The 25116-nt window shown below is 70.1% G+C and carries 21 protein-coding genes and 1 pseudogene; 11 read left to right on the top strand and 11 right to left on the bottom strand.

What is annotated here, in order from left to right; all coding sequences use genetic code 11:
- Positions 1-239: 239 nt before the first annotated feature.
- On the bottom strand, positions 240-2345 hold the full coding sequence (gene dnaA / locus AB0K34_RS21600) for a chromosomal replication initiator protein DnaA (RefSeq protein ID WP_301173997.1): 2106 nt from the start codon (positions 2343-2345) through the stop codon (positions 240-242).
- Positions 2346-3009: 664 nt separating this feature from the next.
- Between dnaA and rpmH the strand changes: the two genes are divergently transcribed.
- From rpmH to AB0K34_RS21575, 5 genes and pseudogenes are all read left to right on the top strand, one after another.
- Positions 3010-3147 carry a 50S ribosomal protein L34 gene (gene rpmH, locus AB0K34_RS21595; protein WP_021592695.1) on the top strand — a complete coding sequence of 46 codons (138 nt, stop codon included), beginning with the start codon at positions 3010-3012 and terminating at the stop codon, positions 3145-3147.
- Between the two features lie 12 nt (positions 3148-3159).
- The gene (rnpA, locus tag AB0K34_RS21590; protein ID WP_138638929.1) at positions 3160-3528 is read left to right on the top strand and encodes a ribonuclease P protein component; all 369 of its coding nucleotides are present in this window, start codon (positions 3160-3162) and stop codon (positions 3526-3528) included.
- A pseudogene (gene yidD / locus AB0K34_RS21585) lies at positions 3525-3803 on the top strand (membrane protein insertion efficiency factor YidD); the annotation flags it as partial. The gene rnpA and the pseudogene yidD, both read left to right, overlap by 4 nt.
- 193 nt (positions 3804-3996) lie before the next feature.
- Positions 3997-5022, top strand: coding sequence for a membrane protein insertase YidC (yidC, locus tag AB0K34_RS21580; protein ID WP_138638927.1), 1026 nt, complete (start codon positions 3997-3999; stop codon positions 5020-5022).
- A 37-nt stretch (positions 5023-5059) separates the two neighbouring features.
- Positions 5060-5545 carry a R3H domain-containing nucleic acid-binding protein gene (locus AB0K34_RS21575; protein WP_089327667.1) on the top strand — a complete coding sequence of 162 codons (486 nt, stop codon included), beginning with the start codon at positions 5060-5062 and terminating at the stop codon, positions 5543-5545.
- Between the two features lie 66 nt (positions 5546-5611).
- Here AB0K34_RS21575 and AB0K34_RS21570 read toward each other — a convergent pair whose 3' ends face one another.
- On the bottom strand, positions 5612-6634 hold the full coding sequence (locus AB0K34_RS21570) for an IS30 family transposase (RefSeq protein WP_240808161.1): 1023 nt from the start codon (positions 6632-6634) through the stop codon (positions 5612-5614).
- A 768-nt stretch (positions 6635-7402) separates the two neighbouring features.
- Positions 7403-7870 (bottom strand): DUF6458 family protein, encoded by a 468-nt coding sequence (locus AB0K34_RS21565; protein ID WP_138638925.1) that lies wholly within the window; start codon positions 7868-7870, stop codon positions 7403-7405.
- A gap of 183 nt (positions 7871-8053) precedes the next feature.
- Here AB0K34_RS21565 and rsmG point away from each other — a divergent pair, with 183 nt between their 5' ends.
- From rsmG to AB0K34_RS21545, 4 genes are all read left to right on the top strand, one after another.
- Entirely contained in the window at positions 8054-8731 is a 678-nt protein-coding gene (gene rsmG / locus AB0K34_RS21560) for a 16S rRNA (guanine(527)-N(7))-methyltransferase RsmG (protein WP_138638932.1), read from the top strand.
- 293 nt (positions 8732-9024) lie between these two features.
- Positions 9025-9903, top strand: a complete 879-nt coding sequence (locus AB0K34_RS21555) for a ParA family protein (RefSeq protein ID WP_274704641.1) — start codon at positions 9025-9027, stop codon at positions 9901-9903.
- Positions 9900-10889 (top strand): ParB/RepB/Spo0J family partition protein, encoded by a 990-nt coding sequence (locus tag AB0K34_RS21550; RefSeq protein ID WP_364550461.1) that lies wholly within the window; start codon positions 9900-9902, stop codon positions 10887-10889. The genes AB0K34_RS21555 and AB0K34_RS21550 overlap by 4 nt, the downstream gene beginning before the upstream one ends.
- A 2561-nt stretch (positions 10890-13450) precedes the next feature.
- Positions 13451-14089 (top strand): maleylpyruvate isomerase family mycothiol-dependent enzyme, encoded by a 639-nt coding sequence (locus tag AB0K34_RS21545; RefSeq protein WP_364550459.1) that lies wholly within the window; start codon positions 13451-13453, stop codon positions 14087-14089.
- Between the two features lie 187 nt (positions 14090-14276).
- Here the strand turns inward: AB0K34_RS21545 and AB0K34_RS21540 are convergent, their stop codons facing one another.
- Positions 14277-15218 carry a D-alanine--D-alanine ligase gene (locus AB0K34_RS21540; protein ID WP_364550457.1) on the bottom strand — a complete coding sequence of 314 codons (942 nt, stop codon included), beginning with the start codon at positions 15216-15218 and terminating at the stop codon, positions 14277-14279.
- Between the two features lie 68 nt (positions 15219-15286).
- On the bottom strand, positions 15287-16579 hold the full coding sequence (locus tag AB0K34_RS21535; protein WP_364550456.1) for a PLP-dependent aminotransferase family protein: 1293 nt from the start codon (positions 16577-16579) through the stop codon (positions 15287-15289).
- Positions 16580-16780: 201 nt separating this feature from the next.
- Here AB0K34_RS21535 and AB0K34_RS21530 point away from each other — a divergent pair, with 201 nt between their 5' ends.
- Positions 16781-17398 (top strand): GNAT family N-acetyltransferase, encoded by a 618-nt coding sequence (locus AB0K34_RS21530; RefSeq protein ID WP_131943541.1) that lies wholly within the window; start codon positions 16781-16783, stop codon positions 17396-17398.
- A 103-nt stretch (positions 17399-17501) separates the two neighbouring features.
- On the opposite strand, the gene trxA is transcribed toward AB0K34_RS21530, so the two are convergent.
- The gene (gene trxA / locus AB0K34_RS21525; RefSeq protein ID WP_138641208.1) at positions 17502-17816 is read right to left on the bottom strand and encodes a thioredoxin; all 315 of its coding nucleotides are present in this window, start codon (positions 17814-17816) and stop codon (positions 17502-17504) included.
- 217 nt (positions 17817-18033) lie between these two features.
- Positions 18034-18987 (bottom strand): thioredoxin-disulfide reductase, encoded by a 954-nt coding sequence (gene trxB, locus AB0K34_RS21520; RefSeq protein ID WP_138641207.1) that lies wholly within the window; start codon positions 18985-18987, stop codon positions 18034-18036.
- A 141-nt stretch (positions 18988-19128) separates the two neighbouring features.
- On the opposite strand from trxB, the gene AB0K34_RS21515 reads away from it, so the two are divergent.
- Complete coding sequence (locus tag AB0K34_RS21515) at positions 19129-19701, top strand: dienelactone hydrolase family protein (protein WP_364550453.1); 573 nt, start codon at positions 19129-19131, stop codon at positions 19699-19701.
- 381 nt (positions 19702-20082) lie between these two features.
- On the opposite strand, the gene AB0K34_RS21510 is transcribed toward AB0K34_RS21515, so the two are convergent.
- The 4 genes from AB0K34_RS21510 to murJ all read right to left on the bottom strand — a co-directional run bounded on the left by AB0K34_RS21510 (position 20083) and on the right by murJ (position 25076).
- Positions 20083-20850 carry a zf-HC2 domain-containing protein gene (locus AB0K34_RS21510; RefSeq protein WP_301176749.1) on the bottom strand — a complete coding sequence of 256 codons (768 nt, stop codon included), beginning with the start codon at positions 20848-20850 and terminating at the stop codon, positions 20083-20085.
- Positions 20847-21470, bottom strand: coding sequence for an RNA polymerase sigma factor SigM (gene sigM / locus AB0K34_RS21505; RefSeq protein ID WP_171069408.1), 624 nt, complete (start codon positions 21468-21470; stop codon positions 20847-20849). The genes AB0K34_RS21510 and sigM overlap by 4 nt, the downstream gene beginning before the upstream one ends.
- A 168-nt stretch (positions 21471-21638) precedes the next feature.
- Positions 21639-23228: a protein kinase family protein gene (locus AB0K34_RS21500; RefSeq protein WP_364550450.1), complete on the bottom strand. Its 1590-nt coding sequence runs from the start codon at positions 23226-23228 to the stop codon at positions 21639-21641.
- Positions 23229-23459: 231 nt separating this feature from the next.
- Positions 23460-25076, bottom strand: a complete 1617-nt coding sequence (gene murJ, locus AB0K34_RS21495) for a murein biosynthesis integral membrane protein MurJ (RefSeq protein ID WP_274704601.1) — start codon at positions 25074-25076, stop codon at positions 23460-23462.
- Between the last annotated feature and the right edge of the window lie 40 nt (positions 25077-25116).

Genomic DNA, 25116 nt, shown 5'->3' with positions numbered 1-25116 from the left:
GCGGGTGCGCGGCGAATCCACATCCGTCCACTCCTCATCCTCAGCTTTTCCAGTGGTCGTCCACCGGGTTATCCACGAAAATCCCCAGGGTTTTCCACAACCTGTGAGTAGCCGCTTCGGTTCTCTGGGGAAGCGCGCATTTTGTCGGTTCTTTGCCTTCACCGGGGTGTGGACAGCCGGGAGGCGACTCGTCCACAAGGTCGGCGAGGGTCTGTCCACAGTGTGTACGAAGGGGCGCGTCAGCGCTTGCGGGCCTGGTGCTTGATGCGCCCGGTCAGCTCCGTGACCTGGTTGTATATGGCACGGCGCTCGGCCATCAGCGAGCGGATCTTGCGTTCGGCGTGCATGACCGTGGTGTGGTCGCGGCCCCCGAACTGCTGCCCGATCTTGGGAAGGGACAGATCGGTCAGCTCCCGGCACAGGTACATGGCGATCTGCCGGGCGGTGACGAGCATCCGGGAGCGGGACGGCCCGCACAGGTCCTCGATCGTCGTACCGAAGTACTCGACCGTCTGCGCCATGATCATCGCCGCGGTGATCTCCGGGCCCGAGTCGTTCGGGATGAGGTCCTTGAGCACGATCTCGGCGAGCTTCATGTCCACCGACTGCCGGTTCAGGCTCGCGAACGCGGTCACCCGGATCAGCGCGCCCTCCAGCTCGCGGATGTTCGTCGCGATCTGCGAGGCGATGAACTCCAGCACGTCCGGCGGCGCGGCGAGACCCTCCTGGCGGGCCTTCTTCTGCAGGATCGCGATCCGCGTCTCCAGCTCGGGCGGCTGGACGTCGGTCGTCAGGCCCCACTCGAACCGGTTGCGGAGCCGGTCCTCCAGCGTCACCAGCTCCTTGGGCGGGCGGTCGCTGGAGATCACGATCTGCTTGCTGGCGTTGTGGAGCGTGTTGAAGGTGTGGAAGAACTCCTCCTGCGTCTGCTCCTTGCCCTCAAGGAACTGGATGTCGTCGACGAGGAGGATGTCCACATCCCGGTAGCGGCGGCGGAAACCGTCGGCCTTGCCGTCGCGGATCGAGTTGATGAAGTCGTTCGTGAACTCCTCGGAGCTCACGTACCGCACGCGTGCCCCATTGAAGAGGCTCTGCGCGTAGTGGCCGATCGCGTGGAGCAGGTGAGTCTTGCCGAGGCCGGAGTCGCCGTACACGAACAGCGGGTTGTACGCCTTGGCCGGCTGCTCGGCGACCGCCACCGCCGCCGCGTGCGCGAACCGGTTGGACGAGCCGATGACGAACGTCTCGAACGTGTACTTCGGGTTCAGCCGGGCGTGCTCGGACGTCCCCGGACCAGCCGCACCGCCGCCGCCACCCGCGCCTTGCGGCGGGGTGGGGCCCCTGGGGTCGGAGCTCTCTTCATCACGGAAGCTGCTCTCACCCCGGTAGGGGGCCTCGCCGCGGTACTGCTGTTCACCAGCGGCGAACGACGACTCTCCGCCGTTGAAATCGTCCGCATGGCCCAGCGGTGCCTCGCTCGTGCCGTGCTTGGGCTCGTGCCCCTGCTGCTCTGGGCGACGCTGCTCCGGACGGAGCTGCTCCGGGAGGCGCTGTTCCGACCGGCCCCGCAGCGGGCCGAGTGTGCGGTCGTTCAGATGGGAGTGCGGCGGACGTCCTGGAGACTCGCCGCCGAAGCCCTCCTGCCCGCCGTACCCGGGGAAACCGCGCCCTTCGTAAGGCTCCCGCCCCCCAGGACCAGGCCCCCCTGGGCCGGCCCCATAGGACGGTGGACGCGAGGCAGGTGGAAAAGTACCGCGATCGTCATCCGCAGCCTGTGGATAACTTCCGGGCGGACCGAGGCTGTGGGTAACTCCCGACTGAGGCCGGTAGCCCTGATCGTTGTAGGGCTGCTCCGGATAAGGACGGTCGGACCGCTCCCCGAAGGGCGAGTCACCGTAGGACTGGTCGTCGCTGTAAGGACGATCCCGTTCACGGTCATCGTGCTGTCGTTCACCGTACGGCTCGCCATAAGAAGAAGGTGGCTCGTGCATACCGAGCCCCTGGCCGGGCCCAGGGACGGGCGCCGAAAGAGGCTCCCCGGACCGGCCGCCCGGACCGGCCGCCGGCCCTGTGGAAGACCCTGCGGGCGGCTCCGGCTGGACGGTCACCGCGACCCGGATCTCCCTGCCCAGCTCACGGGAAAGCGCCTGCGTGATGAGGTTCCTGAGGCGCGTCTCAAGCGCGTCCTTGGCGAACTCGTTCGGTGCGGCGAGGAGCGCCGTCCCCTCGACGAGCGCCAGCGGGCGGACCATCGGCAGCCATGCGCGATAGCTCGGAGACAGATCGCTCTCGGACAGCGCGGTGAGGGTGCGGGCCCAGACCGATCCGAGATCCTGACCGTCCATGCGCAAGGTCCCCCCTCCACCGACTCCGCCGTACGGAGTACCTGACTGCCCGGCTCTCCCACGGGTTACGGCTCGCCTCTCAGGGCACGCCGCGACGCGGAAGACTTACTCTCTCACGAGTTGTCCACAGAGTTGTCCACATGCTGTGCATAGGCATGCGGCGCCTGTGTAAAACCCACGGGACGGGGTCTTCGGAGACGGGGTCGGGAAGGCTCCGGCCATTGCGCGGCCGGTACCGGGGCGGTTCTCGAACGGGGGCTTGAGGGGCAGAGCACCGACATCAGATCGTCGAATTCGTCGAAGTCGAAGGAGCGTCGGCTCGCCCAGACGACCTTAACCGGTGCCGTCCCTACCCGCAACACGAACCGACCCCGTCCACAGCGGCCCCCGTCTTCGCTTCCCTGTCCACAGCGCGGTGTACTGAATCACGCCATCTGCAGGCGGGAGGGGTTCGGAGGAGCGCTCCGTTTGACCGCGCACCCGGAGAGCCCGTAACGTGCTGAGGTCGAGTCGCATCGACGGAGATGCCGCGTGCCCGCCGGCAGCAGCCCCTTCAGGCGAGTCCGGGTGGGCCCCCGCTGCGGGGGACCGGACGCGGCCCTCGACGCGAACCAGCGAGACTCAAAGACCCGTAGCCGAACGAACCGCAGCACTGGAGCCTCAAGTGAGCAAGCGTACTTTCCAGCCGAACAACCGTCGTCGCCACAAGAAGCACGGCTTCCGGCTGCGGATGCGCACGCGCGCCGGCCGCGCGATCCTGTCCAGCCGGCGGGGCAAGGGCCGCGCCCGCATCGCGGTCTGACCCACCTGCACTGTGCTGCCGTCCGGTAACCGGATGCGGCGGCGGGACGACTTCACGTTGGCCGTCCGGCGCGGTCGCCGCGCCGGACGGCCAACTGTCGTAGTTCACCTGCTTCGCCCGGACGAGACACCGGCGCCGGCGACACCGCCGCTGGTCGGATTCATCGTGGCGCGCACCGTCGGCAACGCCGTCGTCCGCAACGCGGCGCGGCGCCGCCTGCGCCACCTGATGCGTCCGCACCTCGACCGGCTTCCAGCGGGTAGCCTGCTCGTAGTGCGCGCCAACCCCCGCGCGGGAACGGCGCGTCCAGACGAACTGGCCGCGGATCTGGAGTCGGCACTCGACCGGCTGCTGCGGCCCGCGTCCAAGGGGCGAAGATGAGGAGTCGGCAGGGGACCGCGTCCCCCGCGCAGCAGGAGGAGGAGGCCCGTCCGGGCCCCATCGCGTTTGTGCTGATCCTTCTCGTCCGCGCCTACCGCCGCTTCTTGAGTCCCCTGCTCGGGCAGCAGTGCCGCTTCCACCCCTCGTGCAGTGCGTACGGCCTGGAGGCGCTCCAGGTTCACGGGGCGGCGCGCGGCACGTGGCTGACGGCCCGCCGCATCGCGCGGTGCCATCCCTTCAATCCCGGGGGTTACGACCCGGTGCCGCCTAAGAAGACGTCCGAATCCCCCTCCGGTGAGTCCGGGGACGGGGAATCCGGGGAGTCACGGGACGCGTTCACTCAGGGACCGTCCGTCTTCTCCGGGGAATCTGGGGGGACGACCCCTCAGCAGCGCTCCACGGCGGCCTCCTCGAACTCCGGCCGCGAGGAGAGCGGCCACGCCCTAGCAGAGCCCAAGGAGCTGCCCGGTGCTTGATTGGTTGTACGAGATCGTCTCTCAGCTCATCGTGTGGATGCACACGGGGCTAAGTACGGTCGTCCCCAAGGACAGTGGATGGGCGTGGGGCGGTTCCATCATCCTGCTCACCGTCCTGCTGCGGTTGGTACTCGTCCCCCTCTTCGTGAAGCAGATCCACGCTTCACGGAAGATGCAGGAGCTGAACCCGAAGGTCCAGGCGCTTCGCAAGAAGTACAAGAACGACAAGCAGCGCCTCAACCAGGAGGTCATGAAGCTCTACCAGGAGAACGGCGCCAACCCGCTGTCGGGCTGCCTGCCCCTCCTGGTCCAGATGCCGGTCTTCATCGGTCTGTTCCAGACCCTGAAGCAGATCTCCGACGCCAAGCCCGGCGAGAGCGTCTTCGCGGTCTCGGCCGACCTGGTGGCGAGCGCGCAGCACGCCAACATCTTCGGTGCCCACATCCCGGACACCTTCCTGAACGCGTGGGGCACCGACCCCAAGAGCTGGACCGCGATCATCGTCACCGGCATCGCCGTGGTGATCAGCTCCTGCACGACGTTCTTCACCGTCCGCGCCAGCATGAAGCGGCAGCCCGTCACCGACGAGGCCAACCCGATGATGCAGGCGCAGAAGATGATGGTCTTCCTCGCGCCGCTGTTCGGCCTCTTCGGCCTCGGTTTCCCCCTGGGCGTCCTCATGTACTGGGTCACGTCCAACAGTTGGACCCTGGCGCAGCAGCACTACATCTACAAGAAGTACCCGCCGCCCAGCACCGACGGCGATACCACGACCACTGGCGCCGCCAAGTCCGGCACCAAGGCCGGTGCAAAGGCGGGCACGAAGGCCGGCTCCAAGACGGCCGGTTCGCGGGCGGCCGCGGCCAAGAATGGGCAGTCGCCGTCCGGCACGAAGGCCAAGGCCAGGCTGAAGAAGGAGCCGGAGGCGGAACCGGAGCCCGAGGACAAGCCGAAGGTCGTGCGCAACCAGCCGACCCGCAAGCCGCGCAGCAAGCGCAGCGGCACCCAGAAGCGCTAGTTTGAACCCCGAGCACGTGCCGGAGAAGGAGTCCCCGTTGAGCCAGACCGACACCACCGAGGTCGACGTGCAGGCGCTCGAACAGGAAGGCGAGATCGCCGCCGACTACATCGAGGGCCTGCTGGACATCGGTGACTACGACGGCGACATCGACATGGACGTCGAGGGCGAGCGCGCGATCGTCGCCGTCGTCGGTGCCTCGCTGGACGAGCTGGTCGGCAAGCGCGGCGAGGTCCTGGAGGCGCTGCAGGAGCTGACCCGGCTGGCCGTCCACCGCCAGACGGGCAACCGCACCCGCCTCATGCTCGACATCGGCGGCTACCGCGAGCGCCGCCGCGCGGAGCTCACCAAGCTCGGCACGGACGTGGCGGACGAGGTCAAGCAGGCCGGCGAGCCGAAGCCGCTCGCCCCGATGACCCCGTTCGAGCGCAAGATCGTCCACGACGCGGTCGCCGCCGCCGGCCTCCGCAGCGAGTCCGAGGGCGAGGAGCCCGACCGCTACGTGGTGGTCTACCCCGCTTAGCTCGACCTCCTGAACGGCCCCGCTGCCTCCCCGGCGGATTCGAACGATCGTCGCAACACCGGTTGATCAACTGGCTTCGGCCAGGAGCTTAGCGAGACGCTCGGCTGGGGTTTCCCAGCCGAGCGTTTTGCGTGGTCTGGAGTTGAGTTCGGCGGCGACGGCGTCCAGATCGGCGCGGGTGTGGAGAGACAGGTCGGTGCCCCGCGGGAAGTACTGGCGCAGCAGACCGTTGGTGTTCTCGTTGGAACCTCGCTGCCAGGGCGAGTGCGGGTCGCAGAAGTAGACCGGCATGTCGGCGGCCATGGCGAACTGGTGGTGCAGGCCCATCTCCGAACCTTGGTCCCAGGTCAGGGACCGTTTCAGCTCGGCCGGGAGGGTCTGGATCGTGGCGGCCAGGGCGTCGCGCATGGTCTCGGCGGTCCGGTCGTCGGGCAGGTGGACCAGCAGGACGTAGCGGCTGGCGCGCTCGACGAGGGTGCCGATCTGCGACAGCTGCTTGCGGCCGATGATCAGATCTCCCTCCCAGTGGCCCGGGACAGCGCGGTCGGCGGCCTCGGCCGGCCGTTCACTGATCATGACCATCGGCGCGGCGTAGCGGGCCTGGCGCTGGCGGGCCTGGCGCCGTGACCTGCGGTAGGTGCGCCCGGTGCGCAGCGCCCTGACCAGCTCGCGGCGCAGCTCGCCGCGGCCCTGGACGTAGAGGGCGTGGTAGATCGTCTCGTGGCACACGTGCATCTCCGGCCGGTCGGGGAACCGTATCCGCAGCATGCTGCTGATCTGCTCCGGGCTCCAGTTCATCTCCAGCCAGCCCTGGACGACACTGCGCAACTCGTCGTTGTCGGCAAATCTTCTGGGCTTGGGCCGCGGACGGCGGGCGTCGGCCCGGGCCTGCGCGGTGTGCGGCCGGTAGGCGCCGGTGGGCTCGTGGGCGTTGCGGCGGATCTCCCGGCTGACGGTGGACGGGCTGCGGCCGAGCTCGGCCGCGATAACGCGCAGCGAAGCACCCTCGCGAAGCCGATCGGCGATGTGAAGCCGCTCGTCCTGGTCCAGATATCTGCCAGAGCAGGAAGAAGGGAGCACCGCCCGGATGGGCGGTGCTCCCTTCTCTCCCGTGGTGGGGTTGCGCCCGTTACGCCAGCGCTTGCCCGTCCGGTAGTTGATGCCGACGATCCGGCACGCCTCTTGACTGCTGAACCCTTGATCCACAAGGCGGAAGTATTCCGCCCGCTCGCTTCTCAGGGCATTGCGTCCCCGATTGACCGAGCGGTCTCTGATCTCGAACCCCACCGCGTCCCCTCAAGGGCCGAGGTGTTGCAACGATCACTAGAACCCAAGCCCGGCATCGGGGCCGTTCGCATTCCCAGCCCCGCCGCACTCGCACGGTCCAAGCAAGAGTTATCCACACCCCCTGGGGTGAGCGCCAGGAGCACCCCTGGGGCCCAACCATCACAAGTAGTGCGCCCAACCTGCCCGCTGCGCTGTGCACCGCCCCTGAAGTTATCCACAGCCTCCGGTTCACCATGAGGACGACCCTCAGCAGCTCCACCATGGAGGGAGCAGGCTCGACCCAGTTCGAAGGGGGCCGCTTCGCCGTGAGCAGACGCATGAGTCCGTAGCGAAGCGACGCCACGACACGGGAGGGCCCCGCGCCCTGGCCGACGCGGGGCCCTCAGTAGCCCGGTGTGCACCGCCGCCCAAGCACACCGGGCAGGCTCTGACCCGTTACCCACCCTTTGAAGGCACGCCCGCCACCCACCGCAACCGCCCAGCACCGCCCGGTGGAATGTTGGACGTCGGGCGGAGCTGTCGAGCGCGCTCGATTACGCGTGGCTCACCAAGCGCGGCCGGCGGGCGCGGTCATCGGCGGGCGGTGCGGCGCCACCTGCGGCGTTGGGGCGGGATGCGGTCGCCGGCGTCCACGACCGCCGGGCGGTTCTCTTCAGCGGGGTCCTGCGCGTGCGCGGGGTCCTGGGCGAACTCCGGGTCCTGGGCTACGTGCCCGTGGGTCACGCCCTCGTCCGCCGGGTGTTCGATCACGCGTTCGACTCGCTCGGCCGGACGTCCCAGGGGCGCGGGGTCCTCGATGATGTGCTCTTCGCGGACGATGGTCCCGGGCTCGTCGCCGTAGGCGGGGTCGGCGCCGACGACGCGTCCGGCGCTCCGGCGCGGCCGCGTGTACTTGAGGGTGAAGCCCATGCTGACGAGCCCCACCACGATCAGGATCCAGCCGACCAGGTGGATATCGACGCCGGTGAGGTCGACGCGCAGCGCGAACGCGAGGATGGCGCCCACGGCGATGAAAGCGAGACTGACTCCGATTCCCATGTCGGAGCTCCTTCCGGGGGGACGGTCGGGCGACACGGCACCTCTACCCGGCAGGTCCCGAATATGCGGAGGGGTCATGTGGTTCTCGCCATAACGCAAGGGTCGTGCAACCCTCCGCCCGGACGCCGCACCAGCACGTTTCGCGTGTACGCCGCCGCCGGGTTTTGTGGAACGATTCGTCTGATGGGCATTGGACGTGAGGTTTTCGGGGACGCGCTGCCGGTCGCGGAGCGTTATGCGGCGTTTCTCGCTGATGCGGGGGTCGAACGCGGGCTCATCGGGCCGCGCGAGGTCGACCGGCTCTGGGAACGCCATCTGATCAATTGCGCGGTGGTGTCCGAGGCCGTTCCAGCGGACGCGCATGTTGTGGACATCGGCTCCGGCGCGGGGCTGCCCGGCATCGTCCTCGCGATCGTCCGGCCCGATCTGCGGATCACGCTGCTGGAGCCGCTGCTGCGCCGCACCACCTTCCTGGAGGAGTGCGTCCGGCTGCTCGACCTGCCGAACGTCGAGGTGCGCCGGGCCCGCGCCGAGGAGGTGGTGAAGGAGTTCGCGGTGGACGTGGCCACCGCGCGAGCCGTCGCGCCACTCGAACGCCTCGCGAAATGGGCGCTTCCCCTCCTCCGCGAGGGCGGGGAGCTCCTCGCGCTCAAGGGGGAACGGGCCCAGGCCGAATTGGACGAGGCGGAGCCCGTGCTGAAGCGGCTCGGGGCGCGCTCGACCGAACTGCTCCAAGTCGGGCGCGGTATGGTCGACCCGCCGACAACACTCGTCCGTGTGGTCGCCGGCCGAGGAGAGGTTGTCGGGCGACGACAGCGCGCGCCGCGGCGTGCCAGAGGGTCGAGGAAGAGGTCTTCATGAGCACGGGACCAGGACTGGGCCGGCCTGACCGCGCCGACGAATCCCCCGACGAGCAGCCGTCCGGCCTGGGCGAGGGGGCCCAGCCGCCGGCCGGCGGGACGCAGGGAGTCCCGGCCCCGCGGACGGCGTCGGGGTCCGGGCAGGGGACCGCCCCGGGGACCACGCCCTCGGGGCACGCGATGTGGGGTAGCACGACGTCCGGTACCGCGGAGAACGTCGGATACGTACCGACGCACACCGGCGCACGTCCGCCGGAACCGCGCAGCGGACCGAACCAGGGGGAGTCAGAACTCGTGCGCGAGGCGCTCAAGGACGCCAAGGTTTCACATGAAACAGCGGTCACCGCGCTGAAAGCGATGTCGGGCCGCAGGGAACGGGAGTGGCCGCGGCCCGCCAAGTGCCGTGTGATCACCATCGCCAACCAGAAGGGCGGCGTGGGCAAGACCACCAGCTCGGTGAACCTCGCCGCGTCCCTCGCCATGCACGGCGCGCAGGTGCTCGTGGTGGACCTCGACCCGCAGGGCAACGCGTCCACCGCCCTCGGCGTCGACCACCACGCGGAGGTCCCGTCGATCTACGACGTGCTGATCGAGGACATGGCGCTGGCGGACATCATCGTCCCGGCGCCGGAGATCCCGAACCTGTACTGCGCGCCCGCCACCCTCAACCTCGCGGGCGCCGAGATCGAACTCGTCTCCAAAGTGGCCCGCGAATCGCGGCTGCGGCGGGCGCTCGACGCCTACGACACCGAGAAGTTCGATTATGTGCTGATCGACTGCCCGCCGTCGCTCGGCCTGCTCACCGTGAACGCGCTCGTCGGCGGCGACGAACTGCTCATCCCGATCCAGTGCGAGTACTACGCGCTGGAGGGGCTCGGGCAGCTGATCCGCACCGTCGACCTCGTCAAGGCGCACCTCAACCAGAAACTGAAGGTGTCCACGATCCTGCTCACGATGTACGACGCCCGGACGCGGCTCGCCGCGCAGGTGGCCGAGGACGTCCGGAACCACTTCGGGGACGTCGTCCTCAACACGGTGATCCCCCGCAGCGTCCGAGTATCGGAAGCCCCGAGCTACGGGCAGTCCGTCATGACCTACGACCCCGGTTCAAGTGGCGCGCTCGCCTACAGCGAGGCCGCCTCGGAGATGGCCCACGGAGGAGCTGTCCAGTGAGCCAGCAGCGACGCGGCCTGGGCAAGGGGCTCGGCGCCCTCATTCCCACCGCCCCGCCCCCGCCGACGCCGGACGAGCCGGGGAGCGCGGGCGAGCCCGGCTTCCCCGGCGGCCCCGCCGCCGCGAACGGCGCCGCGGCCCCCAGGCTCGAACCGGTCGCCGGTGCGCATTTCGCGGAGCTGCCGGTCGGATCCATCACGGTCAACCCGCGGCAGCCGCGCGAGCACTTCGACGAGCAGGCGCTGCAGGAGCTCGCCGAGTCGATCGGCATCGTCGGGCTGCTGCAGCCGATCGTCGTCCGCAAGTCCGCGTCGGACGAGCACGACTACGAACTGATCATGGGCGAGCGCCGGTGGCGGGCGTCCAAGATGGCCGGGCTGGACGTCATCCCGGCGATCGTCCGCGACACCGGCGACAACGATCTGCTCCGTGACGCGCTCATGGAGAACCTCCACCGCCAGCAGCTCAACCCGCTGGAGGAGGCCGCCGCCTACCAGCAGCTGCTGCAGGATTTCGGCGCCACCCACGAGCAGCTCGCCACCCGCATCGGCCGGTCGCGCCCGCACATCACCAACACGCTGCGCCTGCTGAACCTGCCGCCCGCCGTCCAGCGCCGGGTGGCCGCGGGCGTCCTGTCCGCCGGCCACGCCCGCGCTCTCCTCTCCCTCGACAGCATCGAGGCCCAGGAGCACCTGGCGCAGCGGATCGTCCAGGAGGGCCTCTCCGTCCGCGCCCTGGAGGAGATGATCGCGCTTCGCGAGGTCGACGACGAGCCCAAGGCGCCGCGCCAGGGCCGCCGCAAGAAGCCGGTCGCTCCCGGCCTGCGGGAGCTGGCCGACCGCCTCTCCGACCGATACGAGACGAAGGTCCGCGTCGACATGGGCCGCAACAAGGGCAAGATCGTCGTCGAGTTCGCCACCCTCGAAGACCTCGACCGCATCATCAAGTCGATGGCCCCCGAAGACGACGGCCTAACCGGCACCTGACCAACTCCACTGCGCCCCGGAAGGCCACCCGCCTCCGGGGCGCTTCCTTTTGTCCGCTCCCCCAACGTTTCCCGTGAAACATCAGCCACCCCCTCCCCACCACCGCCGGACGAGGCCCCCTGGAGTCTCCAACCCCCGGGACGGGAGCGCCCTGGAGTCCGGAGACTCCAGGGACACAAGCAGTCGACAAACCGAAGTACTTCCACGTGCACCTACGTCCAACATCGCCGCAACCAAGCCAAAACCAGTACCCCGCAAGCGGCGCATGGCCGGCCAAGCCACGCTTGCCCACTGCTTGTGTTGCTGCCGAAGAGGCGTGCCCGGTTGACCGTCCCGGCCATGCGTCGCGGAGGTCGAGCGCAGCGGCACACGCGCCCGCAGTCGGCGGCGTCGCAGGACGGGCAGCTCGGCGTCGGCTTCGGCTGTACCAAGTGGAAGGAACGGGCGGCGCTACGCCAGCCTGCCGCCGGCGCTGCTGCGGATCAGGCGTGATCGGCTGACGGCCTCTGCGGCCGGGACGGCTCCACACGGCCTCGCGCGTGCGCGCGCCCACAACTGGTGGCACCACGGTGGGAAGTTGGCTGTACATGGGCTTGACGTTTCACGGGAAACATCACGCCGCCGGAGGAGCCCAATCCCCCGCCCTGGCTCACATTGGCCGAGCTTGCCTCGCCCACTGATGGAGGCCGTCACCCGTTCGCACTTCGTGCAGCGAGGCCGTCGGCACGGGTAGACGAGGCGCTGTTCGACCCTGTCAGTTGCGCGTTGCTGATGCCGACTTGCTGGCCACGTCGTCTCAACCGCTCAGCGCTCTGCTCTCACCGGCGTTGCCCGGGCCGCGCCGAGCGCCACACGCGCGCCCGCAGTCGGCGGCGTTGCCCGGGGCAGGCAGGCCGGTGTGGCCCCGGCGTGCCGAGCGGAAGGACGAGCCGAGCCGCACAGGCTCGCTGCCAGTGCTGCTGCCGACGGGCGCCGGGCTGATCGGCCAAGCCAAGTGTCGTGGAGGGTGGAGTGCTGTGCCATGTGTGCGGGTCCCCAGAGGCGTTGCGAGGGCGGGGCGTCTGGTGCTGGCTACAGCTGTGCCAGGTGGAAGGAACAGGCGAAGGCACGTCGGCCGCTGCTGAGGCGGCGAGATCGGTTGATCGACCCGGCGGTGCACCGTGGTGGGGTGAGTGAAGTGGCGGGCGTGCTGGCAGTCGGCGGCGTCGCAGGGGCGGGGCAGGCCGAGTCGGCCTCGGTCGCGCCGAGTGGAAGGACACGTCGAGCGTGCCGGCCCGCTGATTCGATTGCTGCCGATGGAGCATGATCGGCTGATGGCCTCCGCGCTGCGGTCCGTCCTGGTGCAGGGGCGCGTGTGCCCGCGCCTGGAGTGTCACCATCGGCGAGGTTGGTTGTACTGGGCTTGATGTTTCACGGGAAACGGCGCGTCGCCGATGCCCAGTCCCTCCTTGGCTCGCTGTGGTCGTGCCTGCCTCGTTCCACTGCAGGCGAAGCCGTCACGGTCCCCCCTCGCCAGCAAGGCCGTCGGCAATGGGCGGCGTGGCGCTGTCTCGCCCTGTCCAATGCGTGTTGTTGGTGCCGCCTTGCTGGCGGCGGCGTCGCTCTCATGCCCTCTGCCCTGCCCCGCTGCCGATGATGCTTGATCGGTTGATCGCACGGCCGTCACAGTGGCGGGGTGAGTGGGGTGGCGGGCGTGCTGGCAGTCGGCGGCGCTGCAGGAGCGGGGCGGACGAGTTGGTCTCGGTCGCGTCGGTGGAAGGACATGCCAAGCTCTGCTGGCCCGCTGATTCAGTTGCTGGCGATGGCGCGTGATCGGCTGGTGGCTTCCGCGTTGAGGCCCGTCCTGACGCAGGGCGCTTGTGTCCGCGCCTGGAGCGTCGCCATCGGCGAGGTTGGCTGTACCCGGGGTTGATGTTTCACGGGAAACGGCGCGTCGCTGGGAGCGCAATCCCCCGCACCGCTCGCAGTGGCCGCGCTTGCCTCGTCCACTGCAGGCGAGGCCGTTACCGTTCGCGCCTCGCGTAGCAAGGCCGTCGGCAATGGGCGGACGTGGCAGTTGCCCCACCCTCGCGGTTGCGCGTTGCTGGTGTCGCTTCGCTGGCTGTGTCGCTCTCATGCCCTCCCGCACAGCGCTCGCCGGTGTCGCTGTTTGGGAGCGGGGCTGTCAGACCGCCTTGGCCCAGACGCGCCTTCTGTCGCTCGGCGGCCTCGAGTGCGCTGGAGTTGCTCGTGGAGTTCTGGCGCGGGCCGTCCGTGCGTCAGGGCGAGATTGTCGGGCTGCTGTTGTCGATGCTTCGGTCCTGCCTCGTGGGCAGTCCCTCGCTTCGTCCGCCTTGGTTCTGGGGTGTCTTCAGGCGTGTGGGGCGCTGGCTGACTGGCGGGGTGCCTTGGTGGGAGCGAGTCGTTCCCTCGGGGTGTGAGGTCTCTGGGGGCTGGGGCGGGGTGTTGTGGGGGTGCTCTTTGGGGATTCTTGGTGTGGTTGGGCGCTGGACCTCTGGTGTGGTGGGCCGTATGTTCCGGCGGAGAGCATGTCTCGCGGAGTTCGGCCCTGGGAGGCTCGGTTGGATCGCGAAGAGATGTGGCGGCATATCGAGGAGCAGCGTTCGGCGGTTGCGGACGCCCTGACGGACCTTCGGCCGGACGAGTGGGAGCAGCCGTCGCTGTGCGAGGGGTGGCGGGTGCGGGACGTCGTTGCCCATGTGGGGTTGGGGGCGGAGATCACGTTGGACACGGCGCTGCGGGAGCTCGTCCGGGCGCGCGGGGACTTTCACGGGATGATCCGGGAGACGGCGATCGAGCGTGCGGCGCTGCCTACCGAGGAGCTGATCGCGATCGTGCGGAAGGGGGCTCTTCTGCGGCGGCGGGCTCCCGGGACTACGACCAAGGAACCCTTGCTGGACATCCTCGTCCACGCGCAGGACATCTTCGCTCCTCTCGGGCGCGAGTTCGCGATGCCGGTGGAGCCGGCGTTGGTGGCGGCCGATCGCATCTGGCAGATCCCTCCGCCTTTCGGTTTCGGCGCCAAGAAGCGTCTTCGCGGGCTGCGCGTGGAGGCCACGGACGTGCGGTGGGTGCGGGGAGACGGTCCGACGGTGTCCGGTCCGCTCAAGGCCGTCGTTCTTCTGCTCGCGGGACGCGAGACTGCGGCACTCCCGCATCTATCGGGAGAGGGGCTGGAAGTCCTGGCCGCGCGTAGTTGAGAGCCCTGTGCTTCTTGCGTTGACCGCCGCATGCTCATCGGCGGTGCCTTCGTGCTCCTCCGGGAGGTCTCTGCTCCGGAGGTTGCCGTCGCCTATTTGGGTGGGTGGCTTCGTGTCGAGGGCCGGGGTGGGTCGGCCCTGTTTCACGTGAAACGGGGTAGCGCGGTGGAGCGGTCTTGTCGGGTGGTCAGGCCAGGCGGGACTGGAGGAGGGACTCGCAGACCTCACCGAGGTCCAGGCCGGCGACGCTGACAGCGCGGGGGAGGAGGCTCGTCTCCGTCATGCCGGGGGCGACATTGACCTCCAGGAAGTGGACTTCGCCGTCCGGGGAGACGATGAGGTCGGTGCGGGAGATGTCGCGCAGGCCGAGGGTGCGGTGGGTGGTGACGGCGGCGGCCGTGGCGCGGGCGGCGGCGTCCGGGGACAGGCGCGCGGGGGTGATGAACTCGGTGTCGCCGGCGTCGTAGCGGGCCGTGTAGTCGTAGAGGCGGCCGGGCGTGACGATCTCGACGGCAGGGAGCGCGGTGGGGACGCCGTCCTGCTCGATGACGCTGACGGCCACCTCGGTGCCGGAGACGTAGCGCTCGACGAGTGCGGCGTCGCCGTAGGCGAAGCAGCTGACCATGGCGGCGGACAGCTCGGACGGTTCGTGGACGACGGATGCGCCCAGCGCGGAGCCGCCGCGGGTCGGCTTGACGAACAGAGGCAGGCCGAGCGCGTCCACGATGCGGGCGAGGACGGACGCCGCGCCGAGGTCGTGGAAGACCTCCTTCGGGAGGGCGACGGAGTCGGGGGTCCGGAGGCCGGCGCGGCGGACGACGGACTTGGCGGTCGGCTTGTCCCAGGCGACACGGCAGGCGTCCGGACGGGCGCCGAGGTAGGGCACGCCGACCAGTTCGAGGACGTCGCGGATCGAGCCGTCCTCCCCCGAGGCGCCGTGCAGGACGGGGAAGACGATGTCCGGCGGGTCGTCGGTCAGCGCGTCCAGGAGTGTCGCGTCGGCGTCGCGTAGTTCGACCGGGATGTCGCGGGCGCGCAGCGCGTCGGTGACGCGGCGGCCGGACCGGAGCGACACCTCCCGCTCGTACGACAGGCCTCCGGCGAGGACGACGACATGCCCGAGTTCCACCGCTGGTGCCCCTCTTGGATGGTGTGGTGCGCGCCGGGCGCCCCCGGCGCGCGTTTCACGTGAAACCGTCAGACGACGTCCGGACCCGGCGTCTGGACGCCGGTGGTCGCGCTGCCGACGGCGCCGCCGAACGTGTCGCGGAGGCTGATCTCGTTCTCGATCACCGTCGCGAGCCGCCGGACGCCCTCCCGGATCCGGTGCGGTTCCGGGAAGCAGTACGACAGCCGCAGGTGCCGGTGCCCGTCGCCGTCCGCGTAGAAGCCGGTGCCGGGAACGTAGGCGACCCGCTCGGCGATCGCGCGCGGGGCCATCGCCTTGGAGTCGAGCCCCTCGGGGAGGGTGAGCCAGACGAAGAAGCCGCCGGCGGGACGCGTCCAGGTGCAACCCTCGGGCATCCAGTGGTCAAGGGATTCCAGCATCGCGTCACGGCGCGCCCGGTACAGCTCGCGGAAGTCCTTGATCTGCTCCCGCCACGGCTGCGTGGCGAGGTACTCGCGGACGGCGAGCTGGGAGAAGTTCGACGGGCACAGGATCGCGGACTCGGCGGCCAGGACGAGCTTGGCCCGCACCGCGTGCGGCGCGAGCACCCAGCCGACGCGGAGGCCGGACGCGATCGTCTTGGAGAACGAGCCGAGGTAGATGACGCGCTCGGAGTCGTCCGCGCGCAGCGCGCGCATGGGGTCGCCGTCGAAGCCGAGGAGCCCGTACGGGTTGTCCTCGACGACCAGGATGTCGTACTCGGCGCAGATCTCCAGGATCTGCGCGCGGCGGGCGGTGGTGAGGGTGACGCCGGCCGGGTTCTGGAACGTCGGGACGGTGTAGAGGAACTTGACGCTGCGCCCCTGGGCGCGGAGGGAGGCGAGCGTCTCGCGGAGCGCGGACGGGATGAGTCCGGCCTCGTCCAGCGGGACGTGCACGACGTCGGCCTGGTAGGACGCGAACGTGCCGAGCGCGCCGACATAGGACGGGGCCTCGGCGAGGACGACGTCGCCCGGGTCCACGAAGATCTTGGTGATGAGGTCGAGCGCCTGCTGCGCGCCGACGGTGACGACCACGTCGTCCGGGGACGCGTGGACGCCCTCCAGGGACATGACCTCGCAGATGTGCTCGCGGAGCTTCTCGTCGCCCTGCGCGGACCCGTACTGCAGCACCTCGGCGCCCTTGCCGGCGACGAGCTCGCCGATCATCTCCCCGACGGCGTCGAGGGGGAGCGCGGACACGTAGGGCGCCCCGCCCGCGAGGGAGACGATCTCCGGCCGCGCGACCATCGCGAACAGGGCCCGGATCTCGGATGGCACCATGCCGGCGGCGCGGGCGGCGTAGCGATCGGCGTAGACGTCCGTACGCGAATGCTGTTCCACGAGGCACCTCCGGGTGTGATGACTTCCCTGCAAACTACGCCATGGCGGCCGCGCCGGACCGCTTCGGGTGTGGCGTGCCGCCGGGTTGGGGAAACTCCTGTCCGATACGATGCCCGCGGGTCCCGGTTGGTTGCCGGGTAGTTCCGCCGTCACGGGTTCCAGGCCCGGCGGGCGAGGTTCGAGGCAGGGGGTGCCGACCCGGTGTCGCGTCGTCTCGTCAACATCACGCTGGACAATCTCGACGATCTGCCGCATCGCTGTCGCGGTTGCGTGTTCTGGGAGCTTGATCCGGTCAGCCGGGACCGTGCGCTGGAGAGCGGCGACTCGGGCTTGGAGAAGGAGGCGTGGATCTCCTCGACGCTGCTGGAGTGGGGCAGCTGCGGCAAGATCGCGTACGTGGACAACGTCCCGGCGGGGTTCGTGATGTACGCGCCGCCGCTGTACGTGCCGCGCTCGGTGGCGTTCCCGACGAGCCCGGTCAGCGCGGACGCCGTGCTGCTGATGACCGCGCACATCCTGCCGGAGTTCGCGGGCGGCGGGCTCGGCCGGATGCTCGTCCAGGGCGTCGCGAAGGACCTGACCCGGCGCGCGGTGAAGGCGATCGAGGCGTTCGGCGACCTGAAGGGCGAGGAGGGCGGGTGCATGGTGCCCGCCGACTACCTGCTGTCGGTCGGGTTCAAGACGGTCCGGCCGCACCACCGGTATCCGCGGCTGCGGCTGGAGCTGAAGTCGGCCCTGTCGTGGCGTGAGGACGTCGAGGTGGCCCTGGAACGGCTGCTGGGCTCCATGACACCGGAGGGGGCGCTACGACCCGTCTGAGGCGATCTGAGCCGGTTTGCACGTGTGGCCCGCATTCCATCGCGGAGTGCGGGCCACACGCTTTCGCGCTCGCCGCGGGAGACGGGGAGGCGGCTCGGGAAGCTCAGATGAACTCGGCGAGGTCGCGGAGCAGGGCGGCCTTCGGCTTGGCGCCCATGATCTGCTTGACGACCTCGCCGTCCTTGTAGACGTTCATCGTCGGGATCTGCATGATGCCGTACTGCTGCGGCACCGTCGGGTTCTCGTCGATGTTCATCTTCACGATCTCGATCTTGTCGCCGTGCTCCTTGGAGATCTCCTCCAGGATCGGCGACACCATCCGGCACGGGCCGCACCACTCGGCCCAGAAGTCGACGAGCACGGGCTTGTCGTTCTTCAGGACCTCGGTCCCGAAGTCGGCGTCGGTCACGGCTTTCATGGTTCTCCTTCTGTTTCGCGCGACGGACGGGTCCCCGACCCGATGCCGCCCGTGCCTGCGGAATCAAGACCCGCCCGGGGAGCGGGTCAGCGTGTACAAGAGCCCGATGCCGCCGCGCCGGTCGCTCGGACCGGTCGGCGGCGGTGGGACGCGACCGGCTCGGGAATCCGACCGGCCTCGGCCTTGGCGGCCGGGCCGGTCGGGTTCGCGAAACGGGTCAGGCTTGCGCGACGGTCTCGGCGGCGTCCTGGTCCTGGAGCCAGCGCTCGGCGTCGATCGCCGCCGAGCAGCCGCTGCCGGCCGCCGTGATCGCCTGCCGGTAGATGTGGTCGACGACGTCGCCGCAGGCGAACACGCCCGGGATCTTCGTCCGCGTGGTCGGCGAGTCGACCAGCAGGTACCCGTCGGTGTCGGTCTCCAGCTGGCCGTCGAACAGCTCGCTGCGCGGGTCGTGCCCGATCGCGATGAACAGCCCGGTGATCTCCAGCGGCGACTCGGTCCCGTTCTTGGTGTTGCGCACCGTGACGCCGGTGACCCGGTCGTCGCCCTGGATCGACACGACCTCGCTGTCCCACAGGAAGCGGATCTTGTCGTTGGCGAACGCCCGGTCCTGCATGATCTTGGAGGCGCGCAGCTCGTCCCGGCGGTGGATGACGGTGACCGTCCGGGCGAACTTCGTCAGGAAGATCGCCTCCTCCATCGCGGTGTCGCCGCCGCCGACGACCGCGATGTCCTGCTCGCGGAAGAAGAAACCGTCACAGGTCGCACACCACGACACGCCGCGCCCCGACAGCCGCTTCTCGTCGGGCAGGCCGAGCTCCCGGTACCCCGACCCGGTCGCCACGATGACGGTCCTGGCCAGGTAGGTCTCGTCGCCGACCTTGACGACCTTGGGGTCGGCGGTCAGGTCGACCTCGGTGACATCGTCGGTGATCAGCTCGGCGCCGAACCGCTCGGCCTGCTTGCGCAGGTTGTCCATGAGGTCCGGCCCCATGATCCCGTCGGGGAAGCCGGGGAAGTTCTCCACGTCGGTGGTGTTCATCAGCGCGCCGCCGGCCGTCACCGACCCCTCGAACACCAGCGGCTTCAGGTCGCCGCGAGCCGCGTAGACGGCGGCCGTGTAACCCGCGGGCCCGGACCCGATGATGATGACGTTACGGACGTCGCTCACTGTTCTGCGCCTCTCCTCGTTGGCCGTCGGTGCCGCACGTACCGGCCTGCCAGTCGCGTCAACCGATCCTAGGCCCCGGGGATTCCCGGGACACCATGACCGGCCGTCCTACCAGGTGGTGTGCCCTCTAGGGTGTGGTGCATGGCACGCATCCTGCTCCTCCACTCGATGTACGGGCTGCGCCCGGCGGTGCACCAGGCGGCGGACCGGCTCCGCGCGGCCGGGCACGAGGTCCACGTCCCCGACCTGTACGACGGCCGCGTCGTCGACACGGCCGAGGAGGGGTTCGCGATCAAGGAGGAGATCGGCCGGGACGAGCTGCTGCGCCGCGCCGTGCACGCGGCGGCCCCGCTGATCGGCGACGGCGGCCTGGTCTACGCGGGCTTCTCGCTCGGCGGGTCCATCGCCCAGAACCTCGCGTTCGCCGACGAGAGGGCCGGCGGGCTGCTGCTGATGCACGGCACGTCCGACATCGCGGAGGACGCGTCGACCGAGGTCCCGGCGCAGCTGCACGTCGCCGACCCGGACACCTGGGAGCCCGTCGACTGGCTGAACGCCTGGTACCTGCGGATGCGCAAGGCGGGCGCGGACGTCGAGGTCTTCCGCTACCGGGGCGCCGGCCACCTGTTCACCGACCCCGACCTCCCCGACTACGACGCCGACTCGGCGGAACGCGCCTGGACGATCGCCCTCGCCTTCCTCGACTCCCTCTGACCTCGCCCCGCCCCACGACACGAGCGCCGCGATGCGCCTGGCACCGGAATCATGGCGAGCAGCGAGAGTGCGCTCCACCCGGAGCGTGGCGAACGGCAAGGGTGCGCTGAGCCGAGAGCGTCGCGGGCACTGAGAAGAGTGTCGCGCGTACTGGCAAAGGTGCCAGCGATGCCGCCAGTACCCCGGCTCCAGCGTTGAGTACCCGCAGCCTCGCGCGAACTGGGGATCACGCAGGTGTCAAAGGTGTCAGAGACGTCGCGGGTATCCGGAACGTCGTGAGTGTGCGTGACCGTTGCGGGTGGCGTGGTCAGTGGGTTGTAGGGACGTGGGGGGACCGGCCGTTCTCGGGGGTGGGTCCGAGAACGGCGGGTGTGGCGCCCGTCAGGCGTTCTCCAGCTTCTTCAGGACGTGCTGGTTCTGGGCGGAGCAGGTCGGGCCGACCACCCAGATGTTCCATTTGCCGGTGCCGACGCCGTGGACGGCGATGACGATCGCCGGGGCGCCCTCGTACTGGGCGTTGTCGACGAGGACGGGCGTCAGACCGCGGGTGACGCCGGTGACGCATCCCTTGAGCTGCGCGGACGGTGCGTCCGACGCGCTCTTGAGCCGCTGCCCGTCGGCGAGCAGCCGGTCGACCTGGGCGCCGAGGGTGCCGGCGCGGTAGTCGGTGCCGCTGCGGGCGACCGTGAAGGCCCCGGCCGGGGCGGCGTTCGGGGCGACCCCGTGTGCCGCACCTGATTGGTCGGGATTATCCTGCGCGGGCGTCGACGCCTGACCGTGGTCGCCGCTCACGTCGTCCAATGCCATCGTGCCGACCATCGCGCCGCCGCCGACGACGATCACCGCCGCCGCGGCCGCGGACAGTATCCGCCAATGCCGCCTTCCGCGCCGCTGCTCCATGCTCACCACGGTGGCGCTGTGCATGGACTCCGCGGCGATGGCGGTGTCGATGCGCTCGGCCAGTTCGGCGGGCATGGACGGTACGGGTGCCTCCGCCAGGATCCGGGAGACGTCCGCAAGGTCGGCGGACAGCTCACGGCATTCGGCGCAGGTGTCGAGGTGCGCGTTGACGGAGGCGGCTTCGTCGTCTTCGAGCAATCCCTCGGCCAGGTCGGCGAGGACCTCGTAGTCATAGTGTGCGGGGTTCACTTGGGCATGCCACCTCCTTCCACACCTCCGACGTTTTTGCCGTCCCGTCGGTTCCGGTGGTGGGTGAGAAGGGGCGCGAGGCGGGCGCGCCCGCGCGCGCACCGGCTCTTGATCGTTCCGGGCGGAACCTCCATGACCTGGGCCGCGTCGTCGACGGAGTAGCCCATCATGTCGACGAGGACGAGGGCGGCGCGCTGCTCGTACGGCAGCTGCTCCAGGGCGGTGCGGACGTCGAGGGACACCCCGTGCGCGTCGGTCGGGTCGGGCATCTTCGGCGCGACGGCGTCGAACGTCGCGTCGTCGCCCATCGGCGTCGCCGGCCGGACGGACTTGCGCCTGATGCGGTCCAGGCAGGCGTTCACCACGATGCGGTGCAGCCAGGTCGTGACGGCGGCGTCCCCGCGGAACCGCCCGGCCGCGCGGAACGCCGACAGGCACGCGTCCTGCAGCGCGTCCGCCGCCTCCTCCGGGTCGCCGAGGGTGCGGACGGCGACGGCCCACATGCGGTCGCGGTGCCGGTGGACGAGTTCGGCGAACGCGTGCGGGTCCCCCTGGGCGTGGCGGGCGAGGAGCTCCTTGTCGGGCACCTCGCCGACCCGATGCATGCTCACCGAGGTCATGAGCGACCGCTTTCTCGTTCGGGACGCCCGCTCGGTGCCGGACGTCCGCGACCGGCTGCTGGGGTTGGCACCACAGATTCCTGGGGGCGAGGGGACATTCTGCTCACAGGCACGATACAGACAAGAGCAACTCCACGTCACAGCCCTTGTGCACAGTGCGGACGACGGTCAGCCGGCGGCGCCGTAGACGGTGACCTCCCCGAGCCTGCCCTTGAGGGACGTGGGCAGGGTGGTGAACCAGACGAGCACGTACTGCCCGGTGGCCTCGGGGGACGCGGTGATGGTCAGCTCGCCGCCGGTGGCGGGCTGCTGGCCGATGCGCTTGAGGTCGCCGGGGGACTTGGAGTCTCCGACCCTGACCTGCAGCATCCCGCCGCTCTCGGACGAGTAGATCTTGACCTTGGCGACCTTGACCGGCTTGCCCATGTCGAGCAGGACGCCCATGCCCTTGGAGTAGTTGCCGAACTTGGCGTCGTTGTAGCTCTGCGTCTCCCACGAGCCGCTCGGCTTGCCGTCGATGACGGATTCGACGCCCTTGCCGATGGAGGTGTCGGGGTGGCCGGGCTTGGAGTCCTGGAGGGCCTCGGCGCCCACGGCCTGCAGTTTCACCGTGGTCGGCGCGGGCGGGGCGCTCGTCTTGCCGTTGTCGGTGGGGCCGCCGCCCTCGGGCTCGCCGCCGCCGGTGCCGGTCAGCGCCCAGGCGCCGATGCCGACGATGACGGTCAGCGCGGCCGCGGCGACGCCGAGCAGCGCGCGGTTCGCGGGGCGCTTGGACGCGCCGTGCCCGTGCGCCGGCGCCGTGCGGGTGGAGGTGGACGCGGGCGGCGGAGGCGGCGGGGCGTGCTGGGTGCGCGGCGGCGGGACGTGCGAGGCCGGCTCGGGGGGCCGGTGGGGCTGCGTCGCGGCGGGCGGCGGGTTCGAGGGGCGGCGGGCCGGGGCGGGACGCGGGGACGGCGGCGCGGCGTTGCCGAGCCCGGCGAACAGCGGCAGCGGGGTGCGCGGGACGCCGCGCAGCGCCTTCGCGAGGTCGCCGGGCGAGGCGATCGGGTCGGCCTGCATCCCGGGGCCGATGCCGAGGCAGCGGCAGACGATGGCGTCGACGGCGTGCGAGATGCCGGCCTGCACCTGCCGGGGCGCGTGCGGAACCCCGTCGGTCGCGGGCGCGGCGGGCAGGTCGGAGAGGTCGGGGTCGCCGGGCCAGTGCGCGGTGAGCGCCGCGTACAGCATCCGGCCGAGGCCGCGGACGTCCTCGGCGGCGGGGTCGGCGGCGGTGCGGTCGTGCAGCACGGCGTCGGTCGCGATGCCGAGGATCTTGACGGTGCCGCCGGTCGTCCACACGAGGTCGCGGGGGGTGAGGCACAGGTGCGACAGCCCCGCGGCGTGGGCGGCGGCGACCGCCTCGGCCGCCTCGTACAGCAGGGTCGCGGCGCGGCCGGGCTCCAGCGGGGCCTTGCCGAGCATGCCCTCCAGGGTCTCGCCGGCCACCCATTCGCTGACGACGTAGGCGCTCTCGCCCGAGTCGTCGGCATCGAACACCTGGGTGCAGCGGGGGTCGGTCAGCCGGCTGGCCGACCGCGCGGACGTGACGGCCTCGGCGATCCGGGGGAACTCGGGATCGAAGGTGCGGACGGCGACCGCCCGCGCGAGGATCTCGTCGATGGCCTTCCAGAGCGACGATCCACCGGAATCGCTGATGCGCTCTTCGAGGCGGTAGCGGCCGGCGAGACGCGTGCCGGGCTCGATGACTGACGTGCTCACGGCAACGTCCTGCACAGGTGGTCAGATCCCATGTTCGTGGCGTGGCAGCTTACGCCTCCGACCCTCCTCTTTGCGTTCCCCAGGGTGTCGCCCCGCAAGCCGTAGTCCCCCACATGGTAGTGCTTACTCGCCTGAGTGGCCGCCTTATCGCCGCGCGTCCTTTTTTACTTTGGGAGGTGTTCGTCTTCCCGTCCGGCTACTGCCGCACCGGAGGACGGCGTTCTACCGTGGTCAGCGGCCGGGCAGCCGCCGCGCGAACGTCGCGATCGTCGTCTGGATCTCCTCCACCCGCATCAGCTTGGCGAACAGCACGTACAGCAGCCCGCCGCCGACGGAGCCGACGACCAGGGTGACCAGCGCGGGGAGCAGCGACGACGTGCCGCCGGCGGCGGCGTCCGCGACGGTGTGCGCGGCGTAGCCGAACCCGATCAGCGGCCAGACCGCGACGAGCAGCTTCAGGTGGCCGGTGGCGATCCGCCGGCCGTCGATGCCGCCGAGCTTGCGGCGCAGCACCAGCCAGCAGGTGATGGTGCCGACCACGTTGGTGAGCGCGAACCCGCCGGCGATGCCGACCACGATCCACTTGACGCCCAGGACGTTGTAGGCGGTGAACGCCAGCGTGATGTTGCACGTGGTGACGACGAGGCCGATGAGCGCGGGCGTCCGGGTGTCGCCGTGCGAGTAGAAGACCCGCAGCATCAGCTGGTAGATCGAGAACGGCACGAGCGCGATCGCGAACATCTGCATGACCCGCGCGATGACGAGGGCGTCGTCGGGCGAGGTGTTGCCGTGCGCGAACAGCACGGTGGTGATCTCCGGGCCGAGCACCAGCATCAGCGCCGCCGCCGGCATGATGATCACCGAGGAGAGCCGCAGCCCGCTGGAGAACGCGGCGCGCACGTCGGCGGTCTTGCCCTCGGCGGCGAACCGGCTCATCCGCGGCAGCAGCGCGGTGATCACCGAGACGCCGACGATCGCGTACGGCAGCTGGAAGAGCTGGTAGGCGTTGAAGTACGGGGTGTAGCCGTAGCCCTCGCCGAACCCGGCGTTCGCGGCGTTCTTCCCGGCGGCGTTCGTCAGCGCGGTGACGACGGCGAGCGCGGCCTGGGTGGCGATGACGTACAGCAGCGTCCAGCCGGCCATGCGGCCGACCTCGCCGATCTCGCCGCGCTTGAAGTCCAGCCGGGGCCGCCAGCGGAACCCGACGCGGCGCAGCGACGGCCACAGCGCGATCGTCTGCAGGACGATGCCGCCGGTGGTGCCGATCGACAGCAGCATGAGCTGGGAGTCGGTGATGTTGGACGGGTCGACGCGGCCGGTGGTGATCGCCAGGAACGCGCCGCCGACCGCGATCACCACGATGTTGTTCAGCACCGGCGCCCACATCGGGGCGCCGAAGCTGCCGCGCGTGTTCAGGATGGCTCCGGCGAACGCGCCGACGCCGTAGAAGAACAGTTGCGGCAGGAAGAACCGCGCGAACAGGACGGCGACCTTGCGCGAGTCGCCGTCGTAGCTGCCCGCCAGGACGTCGATGAACAGCGGCGCGCACAGCACCGAGACGACGGTGAGGACGCCGAGGCCGATCACCGCGAGGGTGAACACGCGCTGCTCGTACTGCTCGCCGTAGGTGCGGTCGCGCTGCTTGGCGCGCACCAGCAGCGGGACGATGACGCTCGTCAGGATGCCGCCGAGCAGCAGGTCGTAGATCTGGTTGGGGATCGTGTTGGCGGTGTTGTAGGCGTTCGCCAGCAGCCCGGTGCCGAGCGCGGCGACGATGACGGCGGTGCGCAGGAACCCGGTGATGCGGGACGCGAGCGTGCCGATCGCCATGATCGCGCCGGAGCGCAGGATGCCGCCGGACGTGCCCTTCCCGCCGCCGTCCCCGTCG

The organism is Actinomadura sp. NPDC049382, assembly GCF_040677125.1.
Lineage (GTDB): Bacteria > Actinomycetota > Actinomycetes > Streptosporangiales > Streptosporangiaceae > Spirillospora > Spirillospora geliboluensis.
The sequence above is the reverse complement of the archived record's forward strand: the minus strand, read 5'-3'. Positions and strand labels throughout refer to the sequence as shown.